The organism is Oculatella sp. FACHB-28, from assembly GCF_014696015.1.
Taxonomy (GTDB): Bacteria; Cyanobacteriota; Cyanobacteriia; order Elainellales; family Elainellaceae; genus JAAUTN01.
The window spans coordinates 128626-142774 of sequence record NZ_JACJPJ010000074.1 but is presented as its reverse complement, the minus strand read 5'-3'; the positions used below and the strand labels follow the sequence as shown (position 1 = coordinate 142774).

The 14149-nt window shown below is 49.0% G+C and carries 13 protein-coding genes; 7 read left to right on the top strand and 6 right to left on the bottom strand.

Annotated elements, in window-relative coordinates; all coding sequences use genetic code 11:
* Positions 1-131: 131 nt before the first annotated feature.
* The gene (locus H6F88_RS17305; RefSeq protein WP_190643985.1) at positions 132-1046 is read left to right on the top strand and encodes an FHA domain-containing protein; all 915 of its coding nucleotides are present in this window, start codon (positions 132-134) and stop codon (positions 1044-1046) included.
* 204 nt (positions 1047-1250) lie between these two features.
* Positions 1251-3383, top strand: coding sequence for a serine/threonine phosphatase (locus H6F88_RS17300; RefSeq protein ID WP_190643984.1), 2133 nt, complete (start codon positions 1251-1253; stop codon positions 3381-3383).
* 156 nt (positions 3384-3539) lie between these two features.
* Here the strand turns inward: H6F88_RS17300 and H6F88_RS17295 are convergent, their stop codons facing one another.
* Positions 3540-3761, bottom strand: coding sequence for a DUF4327 family protein (locus H6F88_RS17295; protein WP_190644130.1), 222 nt, complete (start codon positions 3759-3761; stop codon positions 3540-3542).
* Positions 3762-4256: 495 nt separating this feature from the next.
* Between H6F88_RS17295 and rpsD the strand changes: the two genes are divergently transcribed.
* On the top strand, positions 4257-4865 hold the full coding sequence (gene rpsD / locus H6F88_RS17290) for a 30S ribosomal protein S4 (protein WP_190643983.1): 609 nt from the start codon (positions 4257-4259) through the stop codon (positions 4863-4865).
* A gap of 137 nt (positions 4866-5002) precedes the next feature.
* On the opposite strand, the gene moaA is transcribed toward rpsD, so the two are convergent.
* The gene (gene moaA / locus H6F88_RS17285) at positions 5003-5989 is read right to left on the bottom strand and encodes a GTP 3',8-cyclase MoaA (RefSeq protein ID WP_190643982.1); all 987 of its coding nucleotides are present in this window, start codon (positions 5987-5989) and stop codon (positions 5003-5005) included.
* A 122-nt stretch (positions 5990-6111) separates the two neighbouring features.
* Between moaA and cbiD the strand changes: the two genes are divergently transcribed.
* Together cbiD and guaA are read left to right on the top strand one after the other, a co-directional pair.
* Positions 6112-7245: a cobalt-precorrin-5B (C(1))-methyltransferase CbiD gene (gene cbiD, locus H6F88_RS17280; protein WP_190643981.1), complete on the top strand. Its 1134-nt coding sequence runs from the start codon at positions 6112-6114 to the stop codon at positions 7243-7245.
* Positions 7246-7361: 116 nt separating this feature from the next.
* A complete protein-coding gene (gene guaA / locus H6F88_RS17275; protein WP_190643980.1) occupies positions 7362-8969 on the top strand; it encodes a glutamine-hydrolyzing GMP synthase in 1608 nt (535 codons plus the stop codon).
* Between the two features lie 142 nt (positions 8970-9111).
* Here guaA and H6F88_RS17270 read toward each other — a convergent pair whose 3' ends face one another.
* From H6F88_RS17270 to H6F88_RS17255, 4 genes are all read right to left on the bottom strand, one after another.
* On the bottom strand, positions 9112-9378 hold the full coding sequence (locus H6F88_RS17270; RefSeq protein WP_347277709.1) for a hypothetical protein: 267 nt from the start codon (positions 9376-9378) through the stop codon (positions 9112-9114).
* Between the two features lie 36 nt (positions 9379-9414).
* The gene (proC, locus tag H6F88_RS17265) at positions 9415-10215 is read right to left on the bottom strand and encodes a pyrroline-5-carboxylate reductase (protein WP_190643979.1); all 801 of its coding nucleotides are present in this window, start codon (positions 10213-10215) and stop codon (positions 9415-9417) included.
* Between the two features lie 209 nt (positions 10216-10424).
* Positions 10425-11012 (bottom strand): cell division protein SepF, encoded by a 588-nt coding sequence (locus tag H6F88_RS17260; RefSeq protein WP_190643978.1) that lies wholly within the window; start codon positions 11010-11012, stop codon positions 10425-10427.
* A gap of 677 nt (positions 11013-11689) precedes the next feature.
* A complete protein-coding gene (locus H6F88_RS17255; RefSeq protein WP_190644128.1) occupies positions 11690-12355 on the bottom strand; it encodes a YggS family pyridoxal phosphate-dependent enzyme in 666 nt (221 codons plus the stop codon).
* 335 nt (positions 12356-12690) lie between these two features.
* Between H6F88_RS17255 and H6F88_RS17250 the strand changes: the two genes are divergently transcribed.
* Together H6F88_RS17250 and H6F88_RS17245 are read left to right on the top strand one after the other, a co-directional pair.
* Entirely contained in the window at positions 12691-13059 is a 369-nt protein-coding gene (locus H6F88_RS17250) for a response regulator (protein WP_190644127.1), read from the top strand.
* Positions 13060-13185: 126 nt separating this feature from the next.
* The gene (locus H6F88_RS17245) at positions 13186-14100 is read left to right on the top strand and encodes an alpha/beta fold hydrolase (protein WP_190643977.1); all 915 of its coding nucleotides are present in this window, start codon (positions 13186-13188) and stop codon (positions 14098-14100) included.
* The last annotated feature ends 49 nt before the right edge of the window (positions 14101-14149 follow it).

Below are 14149 nucleotides of genomic sequence, written 5' to 3'. Positions count from 1 at the left end.
TCTCCCTCTATCATTGTCATCATTTCATTACTACCTACCACGGTTCTAGCGGATCAACCGCACTGTTTGGGATATTCTCAACTTTATTTAAGGTCAACGTAGGCAAAACTCTCAGAAACTTGACGTTTTTTATGATTACTTGTCCAAATTGCGCCCACGCCAATCCAGAAACGGCAACAGAATGCGAGGCTTGCTATACGCCTTTACCAGCGCTGATTTCCTGCCCTAACTGCAGCGCTAGAGTGTCAACAGCGGCTCACTTTTGTGGGCAATGTGGACACGACTTGCACCAGAGCGAATCTCAGGGACAGCTTCCAGTGCAGCCTCCGGCACCGCCATCTCAACCGCTTGCTCCTACCATAATTGGAAATACAGGAGAAATTGAGAATACAGGAGACGAAACTTCTATGCCTCAGCATCCTGTTCCACCTGACCCTGTCTCTTTGCCACCAGATGTTCCTCCTGCGTTAGCTGGGACTTCAGTGTCCGCAATGTCCTCGACGGAAGCACCGGGGTCTGAGGCTCCTGATCCGCTATCACCCGCTGCACAGATGGAACCTGCCGTATCTCAAAATTCTTCTGACTTGCCTCCCATTATTTCCGGCAGTGCCGATTCTGGTCAGGCTGCTGGCAGTGCTTCCGCCCCTGATGTCACTCAACCGCCATCTCCAGCGGCTGCGGGTAGTAGAGTTCCAGATACTAGCACTCGGCTCCAGCAAACGGCTGCTCGTTTGTTTCACGTTCAAGGCAACAGCGTGATTGAGTTGCCACTTCACGTCAACGTCATTCACATCGGTAAGCCCAATGGTCAGATTCCACCCGATATTGATCTGTCAGGCATGACCGACTCCGATATTGTGTCGCGCGTACATGCTGACATCCGGGTTGAGGGAGATATGTTCTATTTGGAAGATTTGGGCAGTTCAAATGGAACTTATGTGAACAACCTGCCGCTGCAACCGGGCGATCGCCATCGATTGCGTCCGGGCGACCGGATTTCGTTTGGTAAAGGCGATAAGGTTAGTTTCTTGTTCCAGTTTTCCTAAACCTGGGTACCCTAAAAAAAATTTACCGAATACGGGTTTTGCTTATATCGTGTAACCTGTACACAAGGCAGCTTTTAAGGCGTTTCGCAGCACTCACTGGGTGTTGTGTACTTGCTTAGGAGCCGTGCATTAAAGGGTAATGGGCTGGTATGTGTCCCCTCTGGTGCGATCGCTAGAGTAAAGAGTCCCCAAGGAAGTCTCAAGATGCTTGTTTGTCCTAACTGCCAGTTTGACAACCCTGACAGCGGGAAGTTTTGCCAAAACTGCGGGCTTTCTTTGACCGAGCGGGTCTGCCCAGTTTGCGAATCTGCAAATCTGCTCAATGTCGAAAATTGCTCACACTGTGGTGCAGTCGTTGGTACGACCTGGCAGGCAATTGTTTCTAGGTCTTTACTGGCTCAAGGTTCTGCTAGTGCAGCAGTGCAGCAGTCCACGCAAGCAGAAGTTGCTAACTCCTTGAAGTCTCTGCCAGTCGGAGCTTATCTTGACATTCAGCAGCGCTATCGACTCCTTGCGCCTCTACCAGCATCGTCAATGGCAACGGATGTAGAGGTCAGGGTACTGGACTGCCAACCGTTTCAGCTTTCCCCCCTGGAAGTGTTGTTAGGCTACCCTCTAGATGAAGAATCGATCGAAGCAGAAGATTCGACTGCCACTGCTGCTGAGTCTGATTCTATTCAAGCAATTGACTTAATTGGACAATCTGAAAGTGCTGTAAAGACGGCTATTTCACCGATCGCTCAAATCTATTTAACGCTACAGGAACAGCTTTATCCCTCCTTGCCGCTGATTCATGATGCCTGGGAACGTGACGGGCAAACTGTAGTTCTGCTGGAGGATCGAACACATTTACCGCTGCTAATGGATTTGTGGAGTGATCCAAATGTGCTGCCCATTCAGGTTTTACATTGGCTCCATGAAATGACGGAACTTTGGGCCGTGTTACAGATTCAACATTGCTGTCAGAGTCTTTTGGAGCTGAACAACTTACGGGTGGATGAAGACCAGCTTTTGTGTTTGCAACGCCTGTATTTAGAGAAACCCGAAGGCCCACTGGAGCTAAAGGACTTAGGGCGGGTGTGGCTACTGTTGTTTCAGCAGTCTCAACGAACTCAGCTTGGATCTCTAGCGCAGTTGTGCCAGGATTTGGAGGTGGGGAACATCTCGGCTCTGAATGAACTGCGATCGCGTCTAGAAGCGATCGCCAACGAACTTCAGCCTGACGACCATACACCTGACTTAACGCCAAAGGCTATGCCCGAACTTCCTATCGATCCAGCTAATTCTGATGCAACACCCAGCACGGCGGTGGAAACCTCCCAAGCGGCTGCGTCTAACTTGAACCCTAATGCGGTTGGCGTGACGGACTTAAGCATGAACCCAGCCATACCCTCTTCAGCCGCAGATCTGAGCGATTCTGATAGCCCCACTCGGCTAGAGTTGGGTGTGCCCGACGAGGAGATTCCAGGTGACAGTGACGATGTGCCAACCGTTGTGTTGCCTATGAAGCTGATGAGCCTGGAAGATGCAGGGCGTACTGATATTGGTCGCCAACGCGACCACAACGAAGATTATTTCAGCGTTCAGACTGAAACAGAGAAATTAGAAAGCCCAACCGGACGCACTCTGCACGCTAGAGGGCTGTACATTCTTTGCGATGGTATGGGCGGACACGCAGGGGGTGAGGTGGCAAGCGCCCTGGCTGTTGATACGCTCAGGCAATATTTTGCTGAAAACTGGCGCGACAATCAGCTACCCAACGAGGAAGCTATCCGAGCGGGCATTCACCAGGCAAACAAAGCAATCTACGACCTGAACCAGCAAAATGCTCGCTCTGGCAGCGGCCGCATGGGAACAACACTGGTCTTGGTGCTAATTCAAGATACGGAAGCAGCGATCGCCCATGTAGGAGATAGCCGCCTTTACCGCTTTAGCCGTAGACGGGGGCTAGAGCAGGTCACGGTCGATCACGAAGTCGGTCAGCGAGAGATCCAGCGCGGCGTAGATCCTGCGATCGCCTATGCTCGCCCTGATGCCTATCAACTTACTCAGGCACTAGGGCCCAGAGATGAGAACTTTATCAGCCCAGATGTAGAGTTCATTGAACTCAACGAGGATTTGTTGCTAATCCTCTGCTCTGATGGCATGACAGACAACGATTTGCTCGAAACTCATTGGCGAACCCATCTTGACCCCTTGTTGAATACTCAAACCAACCTGGAGCTGGGCGTTCAACAGTTAATTGAACTGGCAAATCAGTACAATGGGCACGACAATATTACGGTTGTGACAATTCGAGCTAAGGTACGTCCTAACCTTGAACAATTGAAGTCTTAAGATTCCTAAGATTTAGGCAAAATAAAAACCTTGGGGGAAAACAAACTCGTTACCCCCAAGGTTCAAATTATGTGATTGAGGTTAGGAACATCCTTGAGTGGCCATGCAGCTTTGCTTAACTCCTCTCAAAAATTATTCCTACTAAACACGATTGCTTTAGTTGTCTTCCTCCCAAGTTTCAACCTCTATGAGGTCAATAACCGGGTCTTGCATGGAAAATTCGAAATCTTCCAGTTCTTTTTTCCAGTATGACCAGTTGTCGCCATACAGAAGGGCAATCTTCCAAATGCTGTCTGTTGGCTTTAGCAGCTTTGAGTCTACAAGCGATCGCACTTGACGCTGAAGCTTCACCATTGGGTGAGCAACTTGTTGCTCCATAACACTTTCAGGCATGATGATTGAATTTTTCAAATATCTTCAAAGAAATTGCCTAATTGAGATACAGCACCTCTGTATGCGGCTTTACGAAATGCTGTTAGGCCTAATCTCTAATATAGTAACATATCACGAAAAATCTTGCTGTTACAAATTTCAGCAGTTTTTCTGTGCGCCTTGTTACTCTGTACATTATGACATTATGCGACCGCATAATGTGGGCTTCCCAAAAAAATTAAGATGGGCTTCCCGACAAATAGGTTAACTTAAGGAAATAGCCTTAAGATATTGACTCTCCGTTGAAATGGCTGTAACGTAGGCATCCTGCCTGCTTATATAAAAGTCAGGAGAAGCTTGAGCAAGCTGTCTGTGCTAGAAGTAGATTTGCAGATTTGCTCGGCTTTTATAGCGAATAATGTCTTGTGCGGTTTCAACCTGAGATTGTTGAGGCTATAATAAGGGTTTTGGGAAGCTTTAAGGTTACAGAGGGAGAGCTAAATGTCGCGATATCGAGGTCCGCGCCTCAGAGTTGTACGCCGCCTGGGAGAATTACCAGGTCTGTCACGCAAAAGTCCTAGACGGGCATATCCACCGGGGCAACACGGACAGGCGCGGAAAAAGCGCTCGGAGTATGCAGTTCGTCTGGAGGAGAAGCAAAAGCTGCGGTTTAACTACGGTTTGACTGAGCGTCAGCTTCTTCGCTATGTGCGTAAGGCAAGACGAGCATCTGGTTCTACTGGGCAGACGCTCTTGCAACTGCTTGAAATGCGTTTGGACAATACTGTTTTTCGGATGGGTATGGCTCCTACCATTCCTGGTGCGCGACAGCTGGTCAACCACGGGCACGTCACAGTGAATGGACGGGTTGTAGACATTGCTAGCTATCAGTGCAGACCTGGAGACTTGGTCGGGGTAAGAGATCGCGATCGCTCTCGTAAATTGGTAGAGCAAAATCTCCAGTTTCCTGGCTTGGCTCACCTCCCCAGCCATTTAGAGTTTGACAAGAACAAATTTGTTGGCAAGGTCAACAATGTGGTTGAGCGGGAGTGGGTCGCTCTACAAATCAATGAACTGCTTGTGGTTGAGTACTATTCTAGACAGGCTTAATGCTGCTTCTTTAGAATGTGCTGGCTACTTAGAATATAAAAATGGGGCATGATGGTTTTCAATCTCATGCCCCATTTTTTAGTTTCAACTTTTGGGGGTGCAATTCGATATTGCGACCTGCTGAATTATCTGTGTGCTTAGCCTCCTATCTGAGACATCGTGCGAGCATAAGCTCCGCCCGTGCCGGATTCTCGCTCTTTGTAGTTGATTTCAGGTTTGGCGGACAGCAGTTGCTGCACCTGTAACCGAATTTCAGAGAGCGGGATGCCTGACCGCAGAGCCGTTTTCAAATCAAGCTGACCGATTTCATTGAGCAGGCAGGGACGAAGCCACCCGTCTGCTGATAGTCTCATGCGGTTGCAGCGATCGCAAAAACACTCGGACATCTGGCTAATGAAACCTAAAGTACCTTTTGCGCCAGGAATTTTAAAGACATCGGCGGGACCATTGCCGCAAACCGTAGCTTCAACTAACCCCCAGCGATCGCGGATTTGCTGTCGCAGTGTTTCTGAGGCAACCCAGCCTTTGTCCTGAAATAAGCCAGCATTGCCAATTGGCATGAATTCAATGAATCGGACGTGCCATTCTCGCTCGATGCTAAGGGCCGCAAGATTCGGCACTTCATGGTCATTCACTCCTGGAATAACCACTACATTCAGCTTCAGCGGGTCAAACCCAACCTGATGGGCAACCTGAATGCCCTGCCAGACTTGCTGCCAGCGCGATCGCCCTCGATTGCCTACAATTCGATCAAAGGTTTCTGGCTCTAGCGAGTCGAGGCTAATGTTGATGCGGCGTAGCCCAGCGTCGTGTAGGTCTTGGGCTAGGTCTGTCAGCAAAAATGCGTTAGTGGTCATGGAGAGATCTTGGGTTTGAGGCAGAGCAGCGATCGCCCGCACCAATTCCACCACACCCGGACGCAGCAGCGGCTCCCCTCCGGTCAAGCGAAAGCGAGTAAACCCATTGGGGATGAATACTTCACGTAGCAGCGTCAGTAACTCATCCTGACTTAAAATGTCCTGTCGTCGAACATATTCCAGTTCTGAGCCTTCAGGCATACAGTACTGACACTGAAAGTTGCAGCGGTCAATCAGACTAATGCGAAGATAATCGACCTGGTTCAACTTCTCACTCCGACACACTTGTGATAACTGCCCTTCTTCCATCGTACAGAAAGCATCGAGGCTGTATATGAGGCTAGGCTGAGATGTTTGTATAACTATAGCGGTCTGATACCGTTTTCATAATGACCCGTGACCCTCTCGCTTACTCTAAAGCACGCCCAGGATATACGCTGCCTGTGTTTGCTTGTGCTGCTGCGATCGCTGCACTGCGGCGCATTCATCAAGTTACTTCCCCCATTTCATCGGTATTGGTCGATCTAGTGGAGCCCTCAGAAACGGTTGAGATTCCAATCGAGCAAAGTGCTAGCCTTCGTGCCGATGCTGCATTAGCGATTGCTTACAGCGATCCGGGAGACAATCTGGATTTGACTCGCGATACTCCCATTTGGGCACTCGTGGAGTTTGGATTGCCAGAACAGACGGAGGCGATCACCCTTCAAGGAGGTGAGGGGATTGGACGGCATGATCAGAACGACAAGCCCGCAATTTATGCCTATGCTCGTCGGCTGCTGCACGAGAACTTGAGCCGGGAACTGGAGCCAGGAGAAAAGATTCGAGTGACAATCATTTTGCCAGAAGGTCGGGCACTGGCTGAACGCACCTCTAACGCAGCTTTTGGCGTAGTCGAAGGCCTTTCCTTGCTGGGAACTTCGGGAATTTCCCAACCACTCAGTGCGCCAGATCAGCTTGCTGTTTACCGAGAAACGTTGCGACAACGAGCAGAATATGACTGTCTGGTGTTTTGTGTGGGCGAGAATGGGCTGGATTTGGCAAAGCAAATGGGTGTGCAGGGCGATCGCCTGCTCAAAACTGCAAACTGGCTTGGTCCGATGCTGGTCGAAGCCGGACTGCAAGGAATTCAAAAGATTCTGCTATTTGGCTATCACGGCAAGCTGATTAAGCTTGCAGGAGGCATTTTTCACACCCACCATCATGTCGCCGACGGACGACAGGAAATCTTTGCGGCTCATGCTGCCAATCAGGGATTGCCGACCACAGACGTACAGCTTGTTTTTAAAAGCCCGACAGCAGAGGCAGCACTTCAACACCTCCGCCACCTCGACTCAACCACCGGGAGTTGCTGGGTTGAGCAAATTTATGGGGCGATCGCCCAGCAAATTGACCAGCGATCGCACACCTACATTCATGCTCATAGCGATCGCCGGGTTCAAGTTGGCTCTATTTTGTTTGATCGCGATCGCCAAATTATCGTTCAAAGCAAAATTGGCTCCACATTCCTCACTCAGGTTTGTTAAGCTAATCAGAATATCGAATTTCCTACACAAGCTTTATAAGTTCCCTTCGTTTCACAAAGTCGTTTCTTATAGTTCCGTTATCTTTGTCCACTACTGACTTTCATCAGGACTCATCGGTGACTCTACAAACTGAACAACCGCCGTATACGCCATCCGTAGAACGGCTCGATCGCCAGATGATTGTGATTCTGGATTTTGGCTCTCAGTATTCTGAACTGATTGCCCGACGCATCCGTGAGACTCAAGTCTACTCAGAGGTGCTGTCCTACCGCACTACGCCTGAGCAGCTTCAGCAGCTTAACCCCAAAGGCATCATTCTCTCCGGTGGTCCCAACTCGGTGTATGACGCAGGTGCGCCTCATTGTGACCCGGGTATCTGGGGTTTGGGCATTCCTATTTTGGGCGTGTGCTATGGAATGCAGCTGATGGTGCAGCAACTTGGCGGCGATGTAGAGCGGGCTGAAAGAGGAGAATATGGTAAAGCCTCGCTCCACATTGATGACCCAACGGATTTGCTGACCAATGTAGAAGATGGCACCACAATGTGGATGAGTCACGGTGACTCGGTGACTCGATTGCCTGAAGGGTTCGAGCTATTGGCCCATACCGAGAACACCTCCTGCGCGGCGATCGCCCACCACGATCACAAGCTGTATGGCGTTCAGTTTCATCCTGAAGTTGTGCACTCGTTAGGTGGGTTAGCGCTGATCCGCAACTTTGTCTATCACGTTTGCGAGTGTGAACCAACTTGGACAACTGACGCATTTGTCGAAGAGTCAATTCGGGAAATTCGCGCTAGAGTCGGTGACAAAAGGGTGCTGTTGGCCCTATCAGGTGGTGTAGATTCTTCTACCCTAGCTTTCTTACTGCACAGAGCAATTGGCGATCAGCTAAGCTGCGTATTTATCGACCAGGGCTTCATGCGAAAGTATGAGCCAGAGCGGCTAGTCAAGCTGTTCCAGGAGCAGTTTCACATTCCGGTCGAGTACGTCAATGCTCGTGAACGATTCCTCCAGAAAATTGAAGGAATCGACGATCCCGAAGAAAAACGAAAGCGGATCGGACATGAGTTTATCCAAGTATTTGAAGAAGAATCCAAGCGTCTCGGACCATTTGACTATTTGGCTCAAGGAACGCTTTACCCAGATGTGATCGAGTCGGCCGACACCAACATTGATCCCCAAACTGGAGAGCGAGTTGCGGTCAAAATCAAAAGTCATCACAACGTTGGCGGGTTACCTAAGGATTTACGCTTTAAGCTAGTAGAGCCATTGCGAAAGCTGTTTAAAGACGAAGTTCGCAAGCTAGGGCGATCGATTGGTTTGCCCGAAGAAATCGTAAGACGACATCCATTTCCTGGTCCAGGCTTGGCAATTCGGATCTTGGGTGAAGTCACAGCAGAAAAGTTAGATATCTTGCGAGACGCAGACTATATCGTGCGGCAAGAAATCAACCGACAGGGTGTATATCACGATTATTGGCAGGCGTTTGCAGTTTTACTCCCTATCCGCAGTGTTGGTGTGATGGGCGATCAGCGCACCTACGCTTATCCAATCGTGTTGCGATTTGTCTCTAGCGAAGATGGCATGACCGCTGACTGGTCACGAGTTCCTTACGATCTGCTGGAAACCATTTCTACGCGGATTGTGAATGAAGTTAGGGGCGTTAACCGTGTTGTGTACGACATCACGTCCAAGCCGCCCGGCACAATCGAGTGGGAATAGTGCTGTCTACCTTGGGATGTGTACATCGTCACAGTTTTCCAAAGTTTTTTGTGGAAAACCTACGAAAAGCTGTGGAAAACTAGATCGTTCTGTGGAAAACTTTTGGGGGTTGGGGAAAAGTCCGTTCTCTGATCCCCAATTCTCATTTGTAATATCTTCCCCATTTGAGAAAGCTGGTTACCAGATAGAGAATGACGGCTGAGCCGATGATAGCGGGAACGATGGGAACCCCTTCAATGCTCCAGTTTAGGAAGCTGTAGTTGATGGCATAGCGCTGTCGCAACAGCCCAGTTCCCCATTCGCCTAGCCAAACTCCAGTTAGCCTGATCACAATCATGCCGATTAGCTTGACCGGAATGCGGCGCGGAATCAGGATGGTAGCAATTCCGGCACAAAGAATGGCAATCACAATCTGAACAATCAGATGGGAATGTCCATTGGAGTGTCAGCCTCCTAACGCCTGCGATCGCCGATAAGCTGCAACCACTGCTTCGATCAGGGCTGAGCGAAAGCCTGCTTTTTCCAGGTGAGCAATTCCGGTAATTGTTGTACCACCAGGGCTGGTAACTCCATCTTTCAGTTCGGCGGGGTGCATTCCTGTAGATTGCAGCAGTTCGGCGGTGCCGCGCACAGTTTGTAGTGCTAGTTGAGCAGCGATCGCCCTCGGCAACCCTGCCGCCACGCCGCCATCGGTCAATGCCTCAATCATCACTGCCACGTAGCCTGGTCCAGACCCCGACAATCCGGTGACTGCGTCCATCTGAACTTCTGACACCTCAACGACTTCACCTACCGCCCGAAAAATTTGCTGCGCTAGCTCTAGATGAGAAGGTTGAGTGTGTTGTCCGGGAGCGATCGCCGTCATACCTGCTCCCACTCGTGCTGGCGTGTTGGGCATGGCTCGAATCACGGGCTGACCTGGAAACACCGCTTCTAATTGACTGAGTGGTGTACCTGCCAGAATCGAGATTACGACCTGCTCCCTGAGAGTAGGCTTTAGAGTGGCAGTAACCGTTTTGAAGAGTTGAGGCTTAATTGCGAGTAGCAACGTTTGTGCGTCTGACACAACAGCCTGGTTATCTGCCGTAACGCCAACCCCATATTCTTTTGACAAAAAATCTTGACGCGATCGCTGAGAATCGCTGACTAGAATTTGGTCAGGTGAATAAACTTGCTGCTGAACCAGGCGAGAGAGCAGAGCTTCTCCCATTACGCCGCCGCCAATAATGCCAAGCTTTACAGACACCTGGACGACATTCTCCTGATGTTTAACAAATTACCGAAGAAAAAATAAAGCAGTTTCAAACAACCAAACATTCGGGCTGGTGAAACCTTTGAAGTGCGATCGCAGGAACAATCCTTAAACCAGTTCACCTTTAGTTCACCAACCCGCAGTTAGCTCAACCACCGCTTGCCTCCAACGGATGGATTCTGACTTTCAACAACCCTTGCGTTTTAAGCCATGCGAGCCTGATCGCTGCCAGTCCATGCAGGTGCAGGAGTGGTTGGGCGAGCAGTTCTAGGTTGAGGCTGGTGAATTGGGATGTCGTTTGGAACGCCCAGTTGAGTGCTGACTTGAACGCAGTTAGGTGTGAACAAAAAGATGCTTTCACCAATTCTTTCTTGATGACCGTCAATTGCGTAGGTGCCGCCTGCCACAAAATCTACAGCACGCTGCGCCTGATCTGGGTCCATGATGGTCAGGTTCAGCACAACAGACTTGCGCTCACGCAGTGCCCGAATCGCTTGGGGCATTTCTTCAAAGGTGCGCGGCTCCATCACAACTACCTCAGACATGCCATTTACAGCACCAGGCATTCCGATTACATTGCTCATGGTTGGTGTGGCTCCGGGTTCAGTAGAAAGCATAGCCCGCTCTCTTAGACGACGGCGGCGAGGTTCTTCTTCTTGAACAGGGTGAGCGTTCTCTTCTTGGTAGAGATTCTGGTACTCTTCACCATCCATTTCGTCATACTCATATTCATAATCGACTGGGTCATTTAGCCCAACAAAATCTCGTAGCTTTGTGAAAATATTGTTCACTGTTCGCGCTCCATAACGACTACTAGGGTTTATTCAAAGAGAAGAGCCTTTGGCCAAGTGGCAAATATAGGAAAAGTCCAGATTTTTGAAGAATCGCCTCAGGTCTCAGGTCTTGGGGCAGGATCAAACAAGAAATTAACGATCTTCACCCCTAGAATGGAATCACAATCACCCTGTTTTAGTGCTGTAGATTTGAGTCATCAGTATACATCAATTTCTTGAATCCAATACCTTAATTGCATTGACTTTCGGGAAATTCGAAATTCAGCCTCAAACCCTTCATTCATTTGCTAGAGAATTTTAACCAATTCATTTGAAATTGAGCAAATTTAGAAATGCTGATTGGTGACTGAACGGTTGCAATCTTACAATACCTCCTGGCTTAAAGATTAAGCTGCAAAAACGTATTTTGTTTTGCTGCCTAACCACTGATAAGTAGTGCTGATTTATAGAACCACGTGTTTAGGTATTGCACTACACAATTGAGGTGATTCGGTAATGCCTGTGAGCCAGCAATGGTGCCTGTTAAGAACCTTCTAGCATTGGATTCAGCGATTCAATTCCTACAGGCTAAAGCCAGTCTAAAATATTGAACCGCGTTCTCAGGTTTATAGTAGCCTTTGGTTTCGACAGCCAATGCTGAGTTCAATACTAGGGGTTGAGAAAGGGCGATCACCTCATGCTCGTTCCCCAAACAAGATTCGTCCCAGACGAATCATCGTCGCTCCTGCTTGTACTGCTAAGGGATAGTCTCCTGACATCCCGATCGATAGCTCTTGCATTTGGATATTGTGCCAACTTTGCTGGCGAATCTTCTCAGCTAAGTCGTGTGTTTGAGTGAACACAGAAAGGGTTTGATGGGGGTCTAACCCATAGGGGGGAATTGCCATCAATCCGACAATATTCAAGTGAGAATATTGGTCCAGCTGCGGCAAATCATCCAATAATTCAGAAATAGTCCAGCCATACTTGTTTGGGTCTGGCAAGATTTTTACCTGAAGGCAAAGATTCGGTTTTTGGGGTAAGTTTGCGGCAAGTTGGTCTAACCTCTGGGCAAGCTTGAGGCTATCAAGCGAATGAATCCATTGAAATAGCTCCAGTGCCTTTGCCGCTTTGTTGGTTTGGAGGTGCCCAATCAAGTGCCATCTGATATCAGTCAAATCTTGAAGTTGGTCTTGCTTCTGGGTGGCTTCTTGAATACGACTCTCACCAAAGTCTCGCACTCCAGCAGCATAAGCATCTCGCATTGCCTCAACGGAAACCTGCTTGGTCACGGCAATCAAACGGGTAGAAGGGGGAAGCGTTTGCCGAATTTGAGCAAGGCGTTCTGCGATCGCACTCATTGTAAGAAAAACCAAACCCTAATAGGAGTTACTAAACTACAGTGGTCTTTTTGTAAAAGTTTCCTTCGTAACTTCATAAAAGGAATTTCTACGAGACCAAATCTAAAGGCTTTCTAAAGAAGAACTAGAAATCACTCCCAAGTAATACTATGCGGGGTCCCAGAAAATTTATACCTGAAATAAGGGTATTTCAGTGCATCTAAGTGTGCCTCCATTTGGGAGGACGCTGTGACTGCCAGATTCATTGTTCGTCAAATTTATTGAAAGCGATGAGTTAAGGCAGTCGCAGCTAAAGCTGTTCTTCGGTGTGATCAACAAAAAGGTTGTTTGATGTGATGCGTTCCTCAGGCTATCAAATTTTAGTAGTGGATGATGTTGAAGACAATTTGCTCTTACTGCAAATGTTTTTAGAGGCAGAAGGATATGGCGTTGAAACTGCTGATAACGGCAGTGCAGCGATCGCCAAGGTCGAAGCTTCACCCCCCGACCTGCTTCTGCTGGATATCATGATGCCAGACATGAATGGCTATGAGGTGACACGCCACATCCGCCACAACAAGGCACTCTCTATTCCGATTATGCTGGTGTCTGCTCACGATGAAGCCAACGCCACTGAGGGCTTAGAGATTGGAGCGGATGACTTCATCCGCAAACCTATCGACTTTGACGAACTGCTGACCCGGATTCGAGCATTTATTAAGTAGAGCGATCGCCTGCTCAGACAATCTGCTTAGACAATCCAGGTGTTGAGGTTACGTCTCCCCTTGACAAAACAGCAATGCCAGGAAGCAGTATTATGAAGGTAGTTTAAGAATCTTTAAAAAACTACCGTGACGACTCAGCAACTTGGCCCTGTCAGCCCCTTTCCGCTGCTGGATTGGACCTGGAAAGAATACCGGATTCGTTATACCGCTGTAGGTAGTGGTAGACCTTTGATCTTAATTCACGGGTTTGGGGCGGCGATCGGACACTGGCGCAAAAATATTCCCGTTCTGGCCGCAGCAGGTTACCGTGTATTTGCACTGGATTTGCTGGGCTTTGGTGGCTCTGAGAAACCGCCTCTAGACTACAACCTGGAGCTATGGAAAGAACTGCTCAAAGATTTTTGGACTGAGCAGGTACAGCAACCTGCCGTGTTTGCAGGTAATTCGATTGGCGGATTGCTGTGTCTGATGGTGATGGCTCATCATCCCGAAATCGCAGCAGGTGGCGTTTTGCTGAACTGCGCTGGAGGGCTAAATCACCGTCCTCAAGAGTTAAACCTGCCGCTCAGAGTTGTGATGGGTACATTCACGAAGTTGGTTAGCTCGGATGCAATTGGACCACTTTTGTTTAACCGAATTCGTCAAAAGACCCGATTGCGGCAAACCCTGCTTCAGGTGTATCGCGATCGCCAAGCTGTAACAGACGAGTTAATTGACCTGATCTACCAGCCTTCGTGTGATCCGGGCGCGCAAAAAGTGTTTGCCTCTATCCTGACTGCTCCCCCTGGTCCTTCACCCGAGGAACTGTTGCCTCTAGTGAACGCTCCGCTGTTAGTGCTGTGGGGAGAAGCAGATCCCTGGACCCCGATTAAGGGCGCGAGAATTTATCAAGATCTAGCAAAGCAGGCAGTTGATGCAGGGCGTAGCGTACAATTTGCTTCAATTCCCAATGCAGGGCACTGTCCCCACGATGAATGTCCAGACAAGGTTAATCAGCTCATGTTGAATTGGCTTAACGTTAAGTTTCCCACAGGGACATAATCTAAACGTTTCTGCACTTTCTAATAGCCCCTAACAGCCCCTAATTTCC

Bases quoted from the DNA above. Each gene is read 5' to 3' on its own strand.
- H6F88_RS17305 (WP_190643985.1), top strand. From the start codon at position 132: ATGATTACTTGTCCAAATTGCGCCCACGCCAATCCAGAAACGGCAACA.
- H6F88_RS17300 (WP_190643984.1), top strand. From the start codon at position 1,251: ATGCTTGTTTGTCCTAACTGCCAGTTTGACAACCCTGACAGCGGGAAG.
- H6F88_RS17295 (WP_190644130.1), bottom strand. From the start codon at position 3,761: ATGGAGCAACAAGTTGCTCACCCAATGGTGAAGCTTCAGCGTCAAGTG.
- rpsD (WP_190643983.1), top strand. From the start codon at position 4,257: ATGTCGCGATATCGAGGTCCGCGCCTCAGAGTTGTACGCCGCCTGGGA.
- cbiD (WP_190643981.1), top strand. From the start codon at position 6,112: ATGACCCGTGACCCTCTCGCTTACTCTAAAGCACGCCCAGGATATACG.
- H6F88_RS17255 (WP_190644128.1), bottom strand. From the start codon at position 12,355: ATGAGTGCGATCGCAGAACGCCTTGCTCAAATTCGGCAAACGCTTCCC.
- H6F88_RS17250 (WP_190644127.1), top strand. From the start codon at position 12,691: ATGCGTTCCTCAGGCTATCAAATTTTAGTAGTGGATGATGTTGAAGAC.